Genomic DNA, 14770 nt, shown 5'->3' with positions numbered 1-14770 from the left:
ATCCTAGCGCTGCAGGCCCAGAGGCCCGAACATCCAGGTCATCCAGACGCCGATGGCCAGAAAGACGCCGAACGGCAGGCGGTCCTGCCCCGACACGGACTTCCTCAGCGCCAGACGCGCCAGCACGAGGCTGAGGCCGGAGGCGGCGGCCCAGAGCAGGACGGACGGCAGGCCGATCCAGCCGACCCAGGTGCCGCCGGCCGCCAGCAGGAAGGGGTCTCCCCCGCCCAGGCCCTCGCGTCCACGCGCGCGCCTGTAGAGCCGGGCCAGCAGCCACAGGCCGACGAAGCCCGCGACCGCGCCGATGGCGGCGGGGACCAGTCCGGTCCCCCCCGGAAGCAGGGCGGCGCCCAGACCGGCCGCGCCGAGCGGCAGGGTCAATTCGTCGGGCAGCCAGAAATGCTCGGCGTCGACCACGGCGATGATCAGCAACATCCAGCCGAGCACGGCGGTGAGCAGGGCGGCCGAGAGCAGGTCCTGCGACGCCGCCGCCCAGCCGCCGAGAGCCGCGGCGGCGAGGCTGAAGGCGAGGACGCGCGGCCAGCGCAGCCGCGGGCGGTCGTCCGGTCCGGCCGGAAGGCGCACGCTGATCCAGGCCAGAAGGAGACCGACCCCGATGCCGGCGGCCGGAAACGCGAGTGTGACGATGACAGGATTCACTCGCTCCCCCGCACGACGGTCCGACTGCTGCGATAGGCGGCCTGATCAACGCCCGCAAGATGATGCCGTCGAACGCTGATTGTGAAGGTTGCGCCGGGTCGGGACGGTCTTTCATCAACCCGAGACGACAACTTCATGGAAGCGATCCGGAACCGTCATGCTTCGGCGGCCCCGCTGTCATATCCGCCGCCTAACCACGGACGGGGCAGGGCGGGGGAAGAGCTTCGTCGGGCCGGACGCATGGGCGCCCGGTCTCACCTGCCGTGAGATTCTTCGGACCAGACACGGTGAAAACGATGAACGGCTTCAAACTGACCACGCTGCTGGCCCTGTCGGCCAGCGCCCTGACCCTGGCGGCCTGCGGCTCCGCTGAAGTCGCTTCGCCGGGCGAGGGCGACTTCGGCGGCGGCACGGGTCCGACCACTCCGCCCGTCACCCCGCCGGTCACCCCGGGCACCCCGGCCGCGGACTGCCCGACCGGCTTCGCCAACGTCGGCCTGGTCGGCGGCGGCACCCTGCGCGCCTGCCAGCTGCCGACCACCATCACCGGCAACCTGACCGTTCCGCTCCGCGCCGGCACCGTCTACTCCATCTCGGGCCGCACCGAAGTCGGCACCGACCGCGGCGCTGATCCGGCCGCGCCGGTCGCCGGTTCGCAACAGGGCATCCTGACCATCGAGGCGGGCGTGCGCCTGTACGGCTCGGGCGGTTCGGACTACCTGCTGGTCAACCGCGGCTCGCAGATCTTCGCCGAGGGTTCGGCGACCAATCCGATCATCTTCACCAGCCGCGCCAACATCGACGGCACCACCACCGAGAACTCGCAAGGCCAGTGGGGCGGCATCGTGCTCGCCGGCCGCGCGCCGACGGCGGTTTGCCCGGTCGGCGTGACCGCGCCGAACATCGCCTGCGTCGGTCAGGTCGAAGGCACCAGCGCCAACTACGGCGGCAACAACGCCTCGGACAACTCGGGTCGTCTGCGCTACGTGCAGATCCGCTACTCGGGCTTCGAGATCTCGCCGAACAACGAGCTTCAGGCCCTGACCCTCGCCGGCGTCGGCAACGGCACCGTGGTTGAATACGTCCAGGCCTACAACAGCTCGGACGACGGCATCGAAATCTTCGGCGGCACCGTCAACCTGAGCCGTATCGTGATCAACGGCGCCGACGATGACGGTCTGGACACCGACACCGGCTGGCGCGGCGGCGCCCAGTTCGGCATCATCACCCAGCGCCCGACGGCCGTGACCAACGGCAGCCGCGGCTTCGAATGGTCGGCCGCCCCGTCGGGGACGACCTTCTACGCCCAGCCCAAGGTCTCGAACTTCACCATCGTCGGCCGCAACGCCGCCGTGGCCGCGGACGCGCTGATCACGCTGAACACCGGCACCCAGCCGACCATCATCAACTCGGTCTTCACCAACCCGACGACCTCGGCCGCGGCCTGCCTGGACATCGACGACGCCCAGACGGTCGCCAACAACCCGGTGTTCCGCTCGGTCTATTTCGCCTGCAATCGCCCGTACGAGAACGACTCGAACGTCAACGCGGCGGCGACCGAGGCTGTGTTCATCACCGCCACCAACGTGAACAACACCGCCGCCGGCGTCTCGACGATGACCGCTCCGGCCGGCGCCACCCTGACGGCCCAGAGCCTGGCCTTCATCAACGGCGCCAACGAAACCGCCGTGACCCCGACCAACGCGCCGGGCGTCTACAGCTGGTTCACCGCGGTGACCTACATCGGCGCCGTGCGCAACGCCGCCGACACCTGGTACCAGGGCTGGACCTGCGGTCTCCAGGCCGGTTCGTCCTGCTGATGACGGATGGGACGGGCGGCGGCTTCCGGGCCGCCGCCCGCCTCGCCGATCCCTTCCGTTGACTCCTTCGAGGCGCAGACCATGAAGACCGTACACATGACCCTCGGCGGGCTGCTGCTCGCCACCACCGCCCTGGTCGCGCCGGGCGCCGCCCTGGCCCAGACCGCCCCGACCGCCCAGACCCCCGCCCAGCAGGCCGAGCCGCACGTCGAGCCGGACAGCGATCTGGGAGAGGTTGTCGTTCTGGGCCGCTACATTCCCCAGCCGAACCGGGAGAGCCCCGAGGTCGCGGCCTTCCTGACCTCCGAGGACCTCGAGCGCACGGGCGACGCCGACGCGGCCCAGGCCCTCGCGCGGGTCACCGGCCTGTCGATCGTCGAAGGTCGCTTCATCTACGTCCGCGGTCTCGGTGAGCGCTATTCCTCGGCCCTGCTGAACGGTTCGCCCCTGCCGAGCCCCGAGCCGCTGCAACGCGTCGTGCCGCTGGACCTCTTCCCGTCGGAAGTGCTCGCGGGCCTGACCGTTCAGAAGACCTATTCGGCCGCCTTCCCGGGCGAGTTCGGCGGCGGCGTCGTTGACCTGCAGACGATCGATACGCCGGCCGCGCCGTTCTTCAGCATGCAGGCCTCGGTCAGCGGCAACACCGAGACGTCCGGCAAGGAGTCGCTGATCTATTACGGCTCGCGGACGGACTTCACGAGCTTCGACGACGGCACCCGGGATGTTCCGGGGGCGCTGCAGCTCGGCTTCAACAGCGGCCAGCGCATCTCGTCCGCCAACTTCACGGCCAACGAACTGCGCCTGATGGGCCAGTCGCTGGTCAACGCGCCGCTGCGTCTGCTGCAACGTGAAACCACGCCGGCGAACTTCGGCCTGCGCTTCATGGGCGGCGCCTCGACCGAAACCGGAATGGGCACCCTGGGCGGCGTGTTCGTCGCCTCGTACGACAACAAATGGACGGGTCGTCGGGGGGATCGCCAGTCGGGCCGGATCGACGCCGGCGCCCTGGTGACCGCCAACGACTTCGATTTCGAGTCGAACCAGAACGACCTGACGCTGAACTTCCTCGGCGCCGTCAGCCTGACCAGCGACACCAGCACGCTGAAGTGGACCAACCTGTTCGTCCGCAACGTCTCCAAGGAAGCCCGCAGCGAGGCCGGCTTCGATGACGCGTCGGGCGGTCAGCGCCGCACCGATCACACCGAATGGTTCGAGCGTCAGCTGTTCTCGACCCAACTGGCCGGCGAGCACACCTTCGGCGCGGCCGGCGAGTGGGAGTTCGACTGGCGGGCGGCCTATGCCGTCACCTCGCGTGACGCGCCGTACGAGAGCCGCTTCGGCTACGGCCAGAACGTGGCCGGCGACTGGATCCACGACATCGAGACGAACGCCATCTCGTTCAGCGAGCTGAACGACGACATCGTCTCGGGCGGCGCGGACATCCACTACACCCTGCCGCTGTCGGACGCCCGCGAGGCCGTCTTCTCGTTCGGGGTCGCCTATTCGGACAACAACCGGGACTCGCAGCAGCGGACCCTGCGCTTCATCGCCCCCAACGGCCTGACGGCGGAACAGCTGGAGTCGCGCGTCGACTATCTGTTCTCGGACGCCAACATCGGGCCGTACCTGCAGATCGAGGAAATCACCGGCACCAACGGCGCCGCCGCGTTCGACGGGCAGCTGACGGTCAAGGCCGCCTACGCCCAGGTCGCCGCGGAGTTCATTCCGCTGGTCAACCTGAACCTGGGCCTGCGCTACGAGCAGGGCGAACAGTCGGTCACGCCGCGCGATCTCTTCGGTGGTTCGACCGGCTTCCTGCCGACCCGGATCGAGGAGGAGTATCTCCTGCCGGCCGGCACGGTGACCTGGAACTTCGCCGAGGACATGCAACTGCGCATCGGTGCGTCGAAGACCATCGGCCGCCCGCAGTTCCGCGAACTGGCGCCGCAGCAGTACACGGACGTCGAAAGCGACCGGACCTTCATCGGCAACCCCTACCTCGTCGACACCGAGATCCTGAACGTCGACGCGCGCTGGGAGTGGTACTTCGCCCGTCAGCAGTATGTGACCGCCGGCCTGTTCTACAAGGACCTCGACAAGCCCATCGAGTCGAGCGTCATCGACCAGGGCTCGTCGATCTCCCAGACCTTCCTGAACGCTCCCAACGCCACGATCATGGGTGCGGAGCTGGAGGTGAAGAAGTATTTCGAGTTCGGTTCGGGCATGGACTTCATCGCCAACAAGCGGTGGCTGGCCCAGGCCAACTACACCTGGTCCGACTCGGAAGTGAACGTCGGCGCGGGTGACACGGTCATCACGCAGAACAGCCTCGGCGTGGCCCAGCCCGCGTCCTTCTACGTGGTCGACGGCAGTCGTCTGCAGGGCCAGTCCGAGCACGTCGTCAACGTGCAGCTGGGCTGGGAAGACGATACGGCCCGGTCGCAGGCGACCCTGATCGCCAACTATGTGTCCGAGCGCACCTCGGCGCGCGGCCGTCCGGGCGAACCCGACCTGATCCAGGAGCCGGGCGTCCAGCTCGACTTCGTCTTCCGCAAGGACTTCGACTACGCCGGGCGCGAGTACGGCGTGTCGGTGGAGCTGCGGAACCTGCTGGGTGAAGAGTTCCTCGAGTATCAGGAACTCGGCAACCGGGTGATCATCAACGGCTATGAACTGGGCGCGAGCGGCTCGATCAGCCTGACCGCCCGCTTCTGATCCCGAAAACAGGGGCCGGCTCCGTGAGGGGCCGGCCCTTTGTCTTTTCGCACTTTTGACGACAAACCGTCTGTATCCGGCGAGGTTGTCATACTTGGTTCGCGGGGTCTTCACCTCGCGGTGAAGCCCGAACCCGGACGATTGGTCTAGGACGCGTTCGGGCCGTCGGGGCCCGTGCCGGGCGTCTGTCGTGATCGCTGTTCTTCGCAACTGGAGCTCGTCGGCCCGCGCCTTCGCGCAGGATGTCGCGTCGCGTCCCGTACGCCTGCGCCCCGTGGTCGAGGGGGTTCTGGTCGCGGTGCTGCTGGTGCAGGGCGGCCGTCTGATCTGGACTGTCGTCGAGCCGCGCCCGGTCGCCTCGATCGGGACGCCCGCCGCCCGGGCGCCGGCGGACCTGACCGTCTTCCAGCGCTTCGACGCCTTCTTCCGCACCGGCGGCCAGTCGAGCATGGCCGAGGACACCGCGACCGGCAGCAGCCAGATGCGCCTTTTCGGCGTCCGCGCCGACGGCGGCGGCGGCGGGTCGGCCATCATCGGACTGGCGGACGGCCGGCAGGTTTCGGTGGGGGTCGGGGAGGAGATCGAGCCGGGCCTGACGCTTCACGCGGTCGGCGCTGATCATGTCGTCCTGTCCCGCAACGGCGCCCTGAGCCGTCTGATCTTCGCCGAAACCCCGATGGGCGCCGCGCCCCCGCCGCCGCCTCCGCCGGGGGACCAGGTCGTCGCCCCGCCCGCGCCGCCTCCCGCGCCGTCCCCGGCCTCGGCCACAGCTGCGGTCGATCCCGCCCAGCTCATGAGCCAGGCGTCGTTGCGTCCGCGCATGCGCGGGCTGGCGGTGAACGGCTTCACAGTGAACGCTTCCGGCGCGGCGCCGGCGCTCGGCGCGGCGGGACTGCAGGCCGGCGACGTGATCCTGGCCGTCAACGGCATCGAACTGAACAGCGCAGGCCGGATCGCGGACCTGCGCCGCAACCTTGCAACCGCCTCCTCCGCCGAAATCCGCTTCGAGCGTGGCGGCGAGGTGCGCTCGACCACCATAAGGACCGCCCGGTGACCCGCATGAGCCGCAATGCCGTCTGCGCCGTTCTGGCCGGGCTGATGATCGCCCAGGGGCCGCTGGCCGTCGCCCCCGCCCTCGCCCAGGCGAATGCGCGCCAGACGCTGAACGTCCAGGGGGCCGACATTCGCGCCTTCATCCAGGACGTGGCCAGGATGACCGGGCGGACCTTCATCGTGGACCCGGCGGTGACCGGTACGGTGACGGTGACCAGCGAACGGGCGTTGTCGCGCTCCGAGCTGTTCGAGGTCTTTCTGTCGACCTTGAGGGCGAACGGGCTTGTGGTCACCCAGACCGGTTCGGGCGCCTATCGCATCAGTCCGGCGCAGGGCGCCGCGCAGGGGCCCGCCACAGTGGGCCGCGAGCGGTTCAGCACCGAGGTGTTCCAGCTGCGCAATATCGACGCCGCCTCGGCCGCCGAGACGATCCGGCCGCTGGTCGGCGCCCAGGGGCAGGTGCTGGCCAATCCCGGCGCCAACAGCGTCGTGGTCGCGGACTTCGCCGACAATCTGGGCCGGATCCGCGCCCTGATCGCCCGCATCGACGTGGATCGCGCCAGCTTCGAGGTGATCACGCTCGAGAACTCGTCCGCCCGTGAGATCGCGGCGGTCCTGCAGTCGGTTCTGGCGCCGCCGGGCGGCCAGCCGGGGCAGGGGATGGTCTCCGTCACCCCGGTCGACAGCTCCAACTCCATCGTCCTGCGCGGCGATGCGGCGGCGGTGGCGCGCGTGCGGCCGCTGGTCGAGGACCTGGACCGTCGCGCCCGCTCGGCCGACGACATCCGCGTCATCTTCCTGGAGCACGCCAACGCCGAGCAACTGCTGCCGGTCCTGCAGCAGATCGTCGGCCAGCCGATCACGCCGGCCCAGTCGAACGCCGCCCCGGCCACGGCGACCGCCGGCGACAGCGCCCCTTCGGCCGCCGCCGCCGTGGCCCCGGCCGCGCCCGGCCAGCGCGCGACCATCGCCCGCTTCCCGGGGGCGAACGCCCTGGTCATCTCCGCCTCGGCCGAGACCCAGCGGACTCTGGCCGAGGTCATCCGCCAGCTGGACCAGCGCCGCCAGCAGGTTCTGATCGAGGCGATCGTCGTGGAGCTCAGCGACACCGCCGTGCGCGAACTGGGCGTCCAGTGGCTGCTGGCCGGCGAGGACGGCGCGCCGATCGGCCTGACGAACTACAGCGACAGCGCCACGCCGCTGTTGCCGATCGCCGGCGGCGCCGCCGCGACCGGTCTGGACGCTGACGACCCGCTGCGCGAGCAACTGCAGAACCTCGCCCTGAACTCCCTCCTCGGCGCCAATGGCTTTGTCGGCGGCGGTGGCGGCACGATCGGCGACGGCCTGTTCGGCTTCATCATCAATGCGGCGAAGACCGACAGCGGCTCCAACCTGCTGCAGACCCCCTCCCTGATGACGCTCGACAACGAGGAGGCGACCATCCTGGTGGGGCAGGAGGTGCCGATCACCACGGGCGAGGCCCTGCTGGACGGCAACTCCAACCCCTTCCGCACCACCCAGCGCCAGGATGTGGGGGTCAAGCTGGTGGTCCGTCCGCAGATCAACGCCGGCGGCTCGATCACCCTGCATCTGCGTCAGGAGGTCTCCAGCATCAACGGGCTGCTGACCGCCTCCAGCAACGATCTGGTGCTGAACAAGCGTGAGCTGGAGACCACCCTTGTGGTCGATGACGGCGACATCGCCGTCGCCGGCGGTCTGCTGGACCAGAACGACCGTCTCGCCATCGACAAGGTGCCGGGACTGGGCGACGTGCCCGTCATCGGGGCCCTGTTCCGCTCGACCAGCCGGCAGCGCGGACGGACCAATCTGATGGTGTTCCTGCGGCCGACCATCGTCCGCTCGACGGCGGATGCGCGGCAACTGAGCGCCGACCGCTGGGGCTATATGCGGGATCAGCAACTGGCCGCCGATCCGACCCGCGAGCCGAGCCTGGACGAGATGCTGCGTGACTACATGCGGGCCCAGCCGCCCGTCGCCCCGTCGCCGGCCATGGTCCCGGGCGAGGTGGTCATCTCGCCCCTGCCGCCCGCCGCGCCCGCGCCGCAGGAGTGATCCGATGATCACCCTCGTCAATCCGACGCTGCCCTACGGTTTCGCCAAGCGGCACGGGGTGATCCTGCTGGATGCGGGCGAGGTCGCGGTCGTGGGGCTGCGCGAGGGCGCCGATCCGTCCGCGCTGATCGAGACCCGCCGCGTTTTGGGTCGCCCCCTCCGGATCGAGCCCCTCCCGCAGGCCGCCTTCGACCGGCAGCTGTCGGAGGTCTATGCGGGCGACCATCTGAGCGCCGCGGACGGCGACGATCTGGCCATGCCCGGCGGGCTGGAGGGTCTGGTGGACGATATCCCGGCCGCCGCCGACCTGCTGGACACCGCCGACGACGCCCCGGTCATCCGCCTGATCAACGGGATCATCGCCGAGGCGGTGCGGACCGGCGCCTCGGACATCCACCTCGAGCCGTTTGAAAGCGCGCTGGTCGTGCGCCTGCGCGTGGACGGCGTCCTGCGCGAGGCCCTGACCCTCAGTCCGCGGATCACCCCGCTGCTCGTGTCGCGGATCAAGGTCATGGCGCGGCTGGACATCGCCGAGAAGCGGATCCCGCAGGACGGGCGCATTCCGCTGGCGTTGGGCGGCAAGACCCTCGACGTCCGGGTGTCGACCCTGCCGTCGAGGGCCGGGGAACGTGTGGTGCTGCGGATCCTCGACAAGGACCAGGCCGGACTGTCGCTCGAGCAGCTGGGCATGGCGCCCGACGCGCTGGAGGCCTTCCGCGCCGCGCTCCGGGAGCCGAACGGGATCATCCTCGTCACCGGACCGACGGGCTCGGGCAAGACGACGTCGCTCTATGCGGGGCTCAGCCTGCTGAACGACGCCACCCGCAACATCCTGACCGTCGAGGATCCGGTCGAATACGCCATCGACGGCATCGGCCAGACGCAGGTGAACACCAAGGTCGGCATGACCTTCGCCGCCGGGCTGCGCGCCATCCTGCGTCAGGACCCGGACGTGGTCATGGTCGGCGAGATCCGCGACGTGGAGACGGCGGGCATCGCGGTGCAGGCCTCGCTGACAGGCCACCTGGTGCTGTCCACGGTGCACACCAACGATGCGGTCGGCGCCGTCACCCGCCTGCGCGACATGGGGATCGAGCCCTTCCTCCTGGCCTCAACCCTGCGGCTGATCGTGGCCCAGCGTCTGGTCCGCCGCCTGTGTGGCGAGTGCCGCACGGCCGAACCCGCCGACAAGGCGACGGCGCGGCTGGCGGGAGTCAGGAAGGGCGACACGGTCTGGCGTCCGCACGGGTGTCCGCACTGCCAGAACACCGGCTATGTCGGCCGGGTGGGCCTGTACGAGACCCTGCGCGCGGATGACCGGGTGCGTCGCCTGATCGCGTCCGAGGCCGGTGAGGACGCCATCGCCGCAGCCGCCTTCGAGGGCGGCGGCGCCCTCGGCCAGCGCGCCCGGGATCTGGTCCTGGCCGGGGTGACCTCCGTCGAGGAGGCGGTGCGCGTCACCCGTCAGGAGACCAGCGAGGCTCATGAGCCGGCCGCCGGCGAGGTCGCGGCCTGATGGCGAGCTTCGACTATGTGGCGGTGGACGCCGGGGGACGCACCGTCTCGGGAACCGTGACGGCCGCGGACGAGCCCGCCGCCCGCGCCCTGCTGGGCAAGCGCCGGCTGATGCCGCTGGAGGTCCTGTCCGCCCGGTCCGGGACCGCCCGCGCCGCCGCGCCCTCGGGAAAGAGGGCGAAGCTCGACGCCCGCACCCTCGCCCTGACCACGCGCCAGCTGGCCACCCTGGTCTCGGTCAGTCCGCTGGAGGAGGCCCTGCGCACCATCGCCCTGCAGGCCGACCGTCCCGCCGTGCGCCGGGTGCTGGAAGGGGTGCATGCGGGGGTGCTGGAAGGACGTCGCCTGTCGGACGCCATGGGCCTGCAGGGGCAGGCCTTCCCGCCGCTGTATCGCGCCATGGTGTCGGCGGGCGAGGCCTCGGGCGCCCTGCAGCCGATCCTGGAGCGTCTCGCCGACGGCCTTGAGCGCGACCAGCAGGTGCGCGGCAAGGTGATCACCGCCCTGGTCTATCCGGCGGTCCTGGCCGTCGTGGCGCTGGGCGTCATCATCGCCCTGATGGCCTTCGTCGTGCCCCGGGTGGTCGACCAGTTCGAGAGCATGCACCAGACCCTGCCCCTGCTGACGCGGGTGGTGATCGGGGTGTCCGGCGGTCTGCGCGACTGGGGCTGGCTGATGATCCTTGCGCTGGCGTCGGGGATCGCGCTGGGCGCGGTCGCCCTGCGCAATCCGGCCATCCGGCTGAGGGCCGACACCCTGTTGCTGAAGCTCCCGCTGGTCGGGCGGCTGACCCGTGACCTGCACGGGGCGAAGATGGCGCGGACGTTGTCCACGATGCTGACCTCGGGCCTGCCGGTTCTGGAGGGGCTGACCATCACCGCCCGCACCATCTCCAACCGGCGCCTGCGTCAGGCGACCGCGACCATGGCGGATGCGGTGAGGGAGGGGGGCGGCCTGTCCGCCGCCATGCGCCGGGCCGACGTCTTCCCGCCGATCCTCGTCTACATGACCGCCTCGGGCGAGAGCAGCGGCCGGCTGGAGCCGATGATGGAGCGCGCCGCCGACTATCTGGAGCGCGAGTTCTCCACCTTCACCGCCGTGATGCTGAGCCTGCTGGAGCCGGCGATCATCGTGGTCATGGGCGGCGTGGTGGCGGTGATCGTCCTGTCGATCCTGCTGCCCATTCTGCAGATCAACACCCTCGCTATGGGTTGAGGAGTAGCTTCGAAATGACTGAGTTCGAAAAGAAAATTGAGCAACGTCGCCTTCGCGCTCAAGCAGCGTCGCGCCGCGCGCGACGCGGTAGCGCCCAAAAGAGAGCGGGTTTTACCCTGGTCGAACTGATGGTGGTCATCGTGATCATCGGCCTGCTGGCGACGGTGGTCGTGATCAACGTCCTGCCCAGCCAGGACAAGGCCATGGTCGGCAAGGCGCGCGCCGACATCGCCACCCTGGAGCAGGCGATCGAGACCTACCGCCTCGACAATCTGGCCTTCCCGGAGAGCCTTGAGGCGCTGGTCAGTGCGCCGGTCGGTCTGGCCAATCCGGACCGCTATCGCCAAGGCGGATACATCCGCCGTCTGCCGAAGGATCCGTGGGGCGCCGACTACCAGTTCAGCCGCCAGAGCCGTCACGGCGGCGCCTTCGACGTCTGGTCCTTCGGCGCCGACGGCCGCGAGGGCGGCGAGGGCAACGACGCCGACATCGGCAATTGGCGGTAGGTGATCCTTGGGGGGCGACGCTCATGATGCGCGCGTTCGCGGCCGGGGCGCCCTGCGTCCCCGGGCCGGGGACGGCCGTGCGTCGGGCGTCCGGGCGGCAAGGGGCGGCTTCACGCTGGTGGAGCTCCTGATGGTGCTGGCCATCATCGGACTGGCGGCCGGGGCGGTGGTCCTGACCCTGCCGTCGCCGACGCCGGCGGTGGCCACCGAGGCCGAGCGTTTCGCCGCCCGTCTGGTCCGCGCCCGCGAGGAGGCCATCCTGACCAACCGTGCGGTCGCCGTGGACGTCGGAGCCGACGGCTACGCCTTCTCGACTTTCGACGGGCGGCAATGGACGCCCCTGGACGACGGCCCGTTCCGCGCCGGATCCTGGGGCGAGGGCGTCACGGTGTCGACCGCCGCCGGCGACCTCCGGATGGTGTTCGATCCGACCGGGGTGGCGGACCCCGCCGACCTGACCCTGGCCCGCGAGGGGCGCCGCCGGACCGTCTCGGTGGACGGCGCCGGGGAGGTGCGGGTCGATGGCTGAGCGAAACGGCTTCACCCTGGTCGAGATGATGGTCGCGCTGGCGGTCTTCAGCCTGGCGGCCATGGCCCTCCTGAACCTTTCCGGAGAAAGCACCCGCTCGGCCCAGCGCGTCGAGACCCGCACCCTCGGCGGCATGGTCGCCGAGAACGTGGCGGTCGAGGCTGCCGTCGCGCCTTCGCTGGGCGAGGGTGAGACAACCGGGCGGTCCGACCTCGGAGGGCGGCGCTGGGCCTGGACCCGCGCGGTCCTGGCGACGGCCGATCCAGATCTTCTGCGCATTGATGTGCGCGTCCGCGACGAGGACGGGCAGGCGGCCGAGCGCACCCTGTTCCGCAGGCGCACTCCATGAGGCGCGCCGGCTTCACCCTTGTGGAGGTGCTGATCTCCCTGCTGATCTTCGCCCTGCTGGCGGCGGCGGGGGCGGCGGTGCTGGCTGTGACCGTGGACAACCGGTTCGCCGTCAAGGAGCAGAGCGACCGCGTCGGCGACCTGCAGCGCATGCGGGCCCTGCTGCGGGCCGACATCGGGCAGGCGACCGGGCGTCGGGCCCGGGGCGCCGCCGGCCGGGCCGCGCCCCAGGCGATGGTCGGCCCCATGACGTCGGCCGATCCCCTGCTGACACTGACCCGCGCCGGCTGGAGCAATCCCGGCGAGCGCGCGCGGCCGTCGCTGCAAAGGGTGGAATACCGGCTGGTCGAGGATCGACTCGAGCGCCGGGTGGCCGAACAGCTGGACGGCGCCCGCGCCGGTCCTCCACAGGTCCTGTACCGGGGTGTGCGCAACGCGACCGTGGCCTTTGTCAGGGACGGGGAGACGGCTCCGGCCTTCACCGCCACCTCTGATCGTCCCTTGCCGGATGCCGTACGGCTGACGATGACGCTGGACGGCTATGGCCCGGTGGAACAGCTGTTTCTGGTGGGGAGTGGTCGATGAAGCGTCGCTCCGGGCGTGAGGGCATGGCCCTGCTGACCGTCCTGCTGCTGGTGGCGGTGATGTCGGCGATCGCTGTCGCCCTGCTGGACGATGTCCGCTTCTCTGTCCGGCGGACGACCAATGTCGAGACCGGCGGGCAGGCCCAGTGGCTGGCCTCCGGCGCCGAGCTGATGGCGCGGGGGCGGATCGGTCGTCTCATGCAGATGGACCCCGTCCGCACGCCGTTGCAGCCGGACTGGAACGGACGGCGCCTCGATTTCCCGATCGAGGATGGCGCGATCAGCGCGACGGTCTCGGACGGTCAGGCCTGCTTCAACCTGAACAGCGTGGTTCTGGGCGTGGGCGAGGATCTCGTCGCCCGTCCCGAGGGCGCGGCCCAGTTCCGGGCGCTCGGACGGGCGGTGGGCGTGCCGGACAGTCGTATGCGCGCCATCGCTGACGCCCTGACCGACTGGCTGGACGCCGACAATGAAGCCCTGCCGCTGGGGGCCGAGGACGGGGCCTATGCAGGCCTGTCCACGCCCTACCGCACCGCCGGGGTCATGATGGCCGAGGTCAGCGAGCTGCGGGCCGTGAAAGGGGTCGATGCGGACGCCTGGCGTCGGCTTCGACCCTACATTTGCGCCCTGCCGACCAGTCAGATGTCGGCCCTGAACGTCAACACCCTGACGCCTGACCAGGCGCCGTTGCTGACCATGCTGACGCTCGGCCGGATCACGCCGCAGCAAGCCCGGGCGGTTATCGCCCGCCGCCCGCGCGACGGCTGGGCGAACGGCGAGGCCTTCTGGGCGCAGCCGGCCCTCTCAAACGTTTTACCCGATGACGAAACTCGCGCGCAGGCCGTTGTGCTGACGCGCTTTTTCCGTCTTCGCGTCGATGTTGACTACGGCGGCGCCCATGCCGTCCGCACCGCCCTGCTGGAGGCCCGCTCCGACGGCGCTGTCCGCACCGTCATCCAGCGATGGACCCCCGAAGAATGAAGCCGACGCGTCTGATCCTGATCCCCGCCCTGGCGGGCGACCCCGCGCCCTATCTGGTGATCGGCGCCGGGGGCTATGTGCTCGAGCGCGGAACCCTGACCGTTGAGGCGGTCGAGGGGCCGGAGCCGATGCGGACGGTCGCCGTGGCGCCCGGCGCCGACGTCCTGATCCGGTGGCTGGAACTGCCGCCCGGAAGCGCGGCGCAGCAGCGGGCCGCCGCCCTGTGGGCGCTCAAGGACGACCTGGCCGCCTCTCCGGACCGGTTGTCGGTCGCGCTGGGGCCCGTGCCGGTCGCCGGAGCGCCTCGACTGGCGGCCCTGGTCAATCCGTCGCTGCTGGACGCCTGGGGAGACTATCTGGCGGGACTGGGCGTACGGGCGGACGCCCTCGTTCCCGATGCACTGACGCTTGGCGAGCCGGAGGACGACAGCCTCACCGCCGTGGCGTTCGGCGGCGCGATCGCCCTGCGGGGCCGGCGCTTCGCCGCCTCGGTGCAGCCGGATCTTGTCGATCTGGTCGCCGCAGGCCGCACGGTCGAGCCGGTCGATGATCCGGCCGCCGTCGAGCGGATGCTGGTGCAGGCGGCGCTCAATCCGCCGATCGACCTGACCCCCGTCCGGATGCGGGAAGCCGCCGGCAATCGTCGCGGCTGGGGCCGGGCTGCGGCCCTGGCGGCGGTCGCGGCGCTGTCGCCGCTGGCGCTGATGATCGCGGCGGCGCCGTTCTCGACGGTGTTGATGGTCTTGCGCGAGACCCCGGCCTTTTCGGCCA

13 protein-coding genes are annotated in these 14770 nt (G+C 70.5%); 12 read left to right on the top strand and 1 reads right to left on the bottom strand.

From position 1 onward, the window contains the following. Positions 1 to 3: 3 nt before the first annotated feature. Entirely contained in the window at positions 4 to 660 is a 657-nt protein-coding gene (locus ACLQ7T_RS09870; protein ID WP_420479283.1) for a prepilin peptidase, read from the bottom strand. A 296-nt stretch (positions 661 to 956) separates the two neighbouring features. Here ACLQ7T_RS09870 and ACLQ7T_RS09865 point away from each other — a divergent pair, with 296 nt between their 5' ends. The 12 genes from ACLQ7T_RS09865 to gspL form a co-directional block, all read left to right on the top strand. After that, positions 957 to 2480 carry a hypothetical protein gene (locus tag ACLQ7T_RS09865; protein WP_420479282.1) on the top strand — a complete coding sequence of 508 codons (1524 nt, stop codon included), beginning with the start codon at positions 957 to 959 and terminating at the stop codon, positions 2478 to 2480. Between the two features lie 81 nt (positions 2481 to 2561). Continuing rightward, positions 2562 to 5195, top strand: coding sequence for a TonB-dependent receptor domain-containing protein (locus ACLQ7T_RS09860; protein WP_420479281.1), 2634 nt, complete (start codon positions 2562 to 2564; stop codon positions 5193 to 5195). Positions 5196 to 5385: 190 nt separating this feature from the next. Beyond that, the gene (locus ACLQ7T_RS09855; protein WP_420479280.1) at positions 5386 to 6249 is read left to right on the top strand and encodes a type II secretion system protein N; all 864 of its coding nucleotides are present in this window, start codon (positions 5386 to 5388) and stop codon (positions 6247 to 6249) included. A 5-nt stretch (positions 6250 to 6254) separates the two neighbouring features. Continuing rightward, positions 6255 to 8321 (top strand): type II secretion system secretin GspD, encoded by a 2067-nt coding sequence (gene gspD, locus ACLQ7T_RS09850; protein ID WP_420479279.1) that lies wholly within the window; start codon positions 6255 to 6257, stop codon positions 8319 to 8321. A 4-nt stretch (positions 8322 to 8325) separates the two neighbouring features. After that, the gene (gspE, locus tag ACLQ7T_RS09845) at positions 8326 to 9837 is read left to right on the top strand and encodes a type II secretion system ATPase GspE (protein WP_420479278.1); all 1512 of its coding nucleotides are present in this window, start codon (positions 8326 to 8328) and stop codon (positions 9835 to 9837) included. Continuing rightward, entirely contained in the window at positions 9837 to 11051 is a 1215-nt protein-coding gene (gspF, locus tag ACLQ7T_RS09840; protein WP_420479277.1) for a type II secretion system inner membrane protein GspF, read from the top strand. The genes gspE and gspF overlap by 1 nt, the downstream gene beginning before the upstream one ends. A 14-nt stretch (positions 11052 to 11065) precedes the next feature. Next, positions 11066 to 11557 (top strand): type II secretion system major pseudopilin GspG, encoded by a 492-nt coding sequence (gene gspG, locus ACLQ7T_RS09835; RefSeq protein WP_420479276.1) that lies wholly within the window; start codon positions 11066 to 11068, stop codon positions 11555 to 11557. A gap of 7 nt (positions 11558 to 11564) precedes the next feature. Continuing rightward, complete coding sequence (locus ACLQ7T_RS09830; RefSeq protein ID WP_420479275.1) at positions 11565 to 12086, top strand: GspH/FimT family pseudopilin; 522 nt, start codon at positions 11565 to 11567, stop codon at positions 12084 to 12086. Continuing rightward, a complete protein-coding gene (gene gspI, locus ACLQ7T_RS09825; RefSeq protein ID WP_420469561.1) occupies positions 12079 to 12435 on the top strand; it encodes a type II secretion system minor pseudopilin GspI in 357 nt (118 codons plus the stop codon). The genes ACLQ7T_RS09830 and gspI overlap by 8 nt, the downstream gene beginning before the upstream one ends. After that, positions 12432 to 13019, top strand: a complete 588-nt coding sequence (gene gspJ / locus ACLQ7T_RS09820; protein WP_420479274.1) for a type II secretion system minor pseudopilin GspJ — start codon at positions 12432 to 12434, stop codon at positions 13017 to 13019. The genes gspI and gspJ overlap by 4 nt, the downstream gene beginning before the upstream one ends. After that, on the top strand, positions 13016 to 13999 hold the full coding sequence (gspK, locus tag ACLQ7T_RS09815) for a type II secretion system minor pseudopilin GspK (RefSeq protein ID WP_420479273.1): 984 nt from the start codon (positions 13016 to 13018) through the stop codon (positions 13997 to 13999). Before gspJ ends, gspK begins: the two co-directional genes overlap by 4 nt. Continuing rightward, positions 13996 to 14770 (top strand): type II secretion system protein GspL (gene gspL / locus ACLQ7T_RS09810; protein WP_420479272.1); only part of this gene is annotated, 775 nt, incomplete at its 3' end. The genes gspK and gspL, both read left to right, overlap by 4 nt.

It is taken from the genome of Brevundimonas sediminis, assembly GCF_048799765.1.
Lineage (GTDB): Bacteria > Pseudomonadota > Alphaproteobacteria > Caulobacterales > Caulobacteraceae > Brevundimonas.
This window is presented reverse-complemented; position numbering and strand designations above follow the sequence as displayed.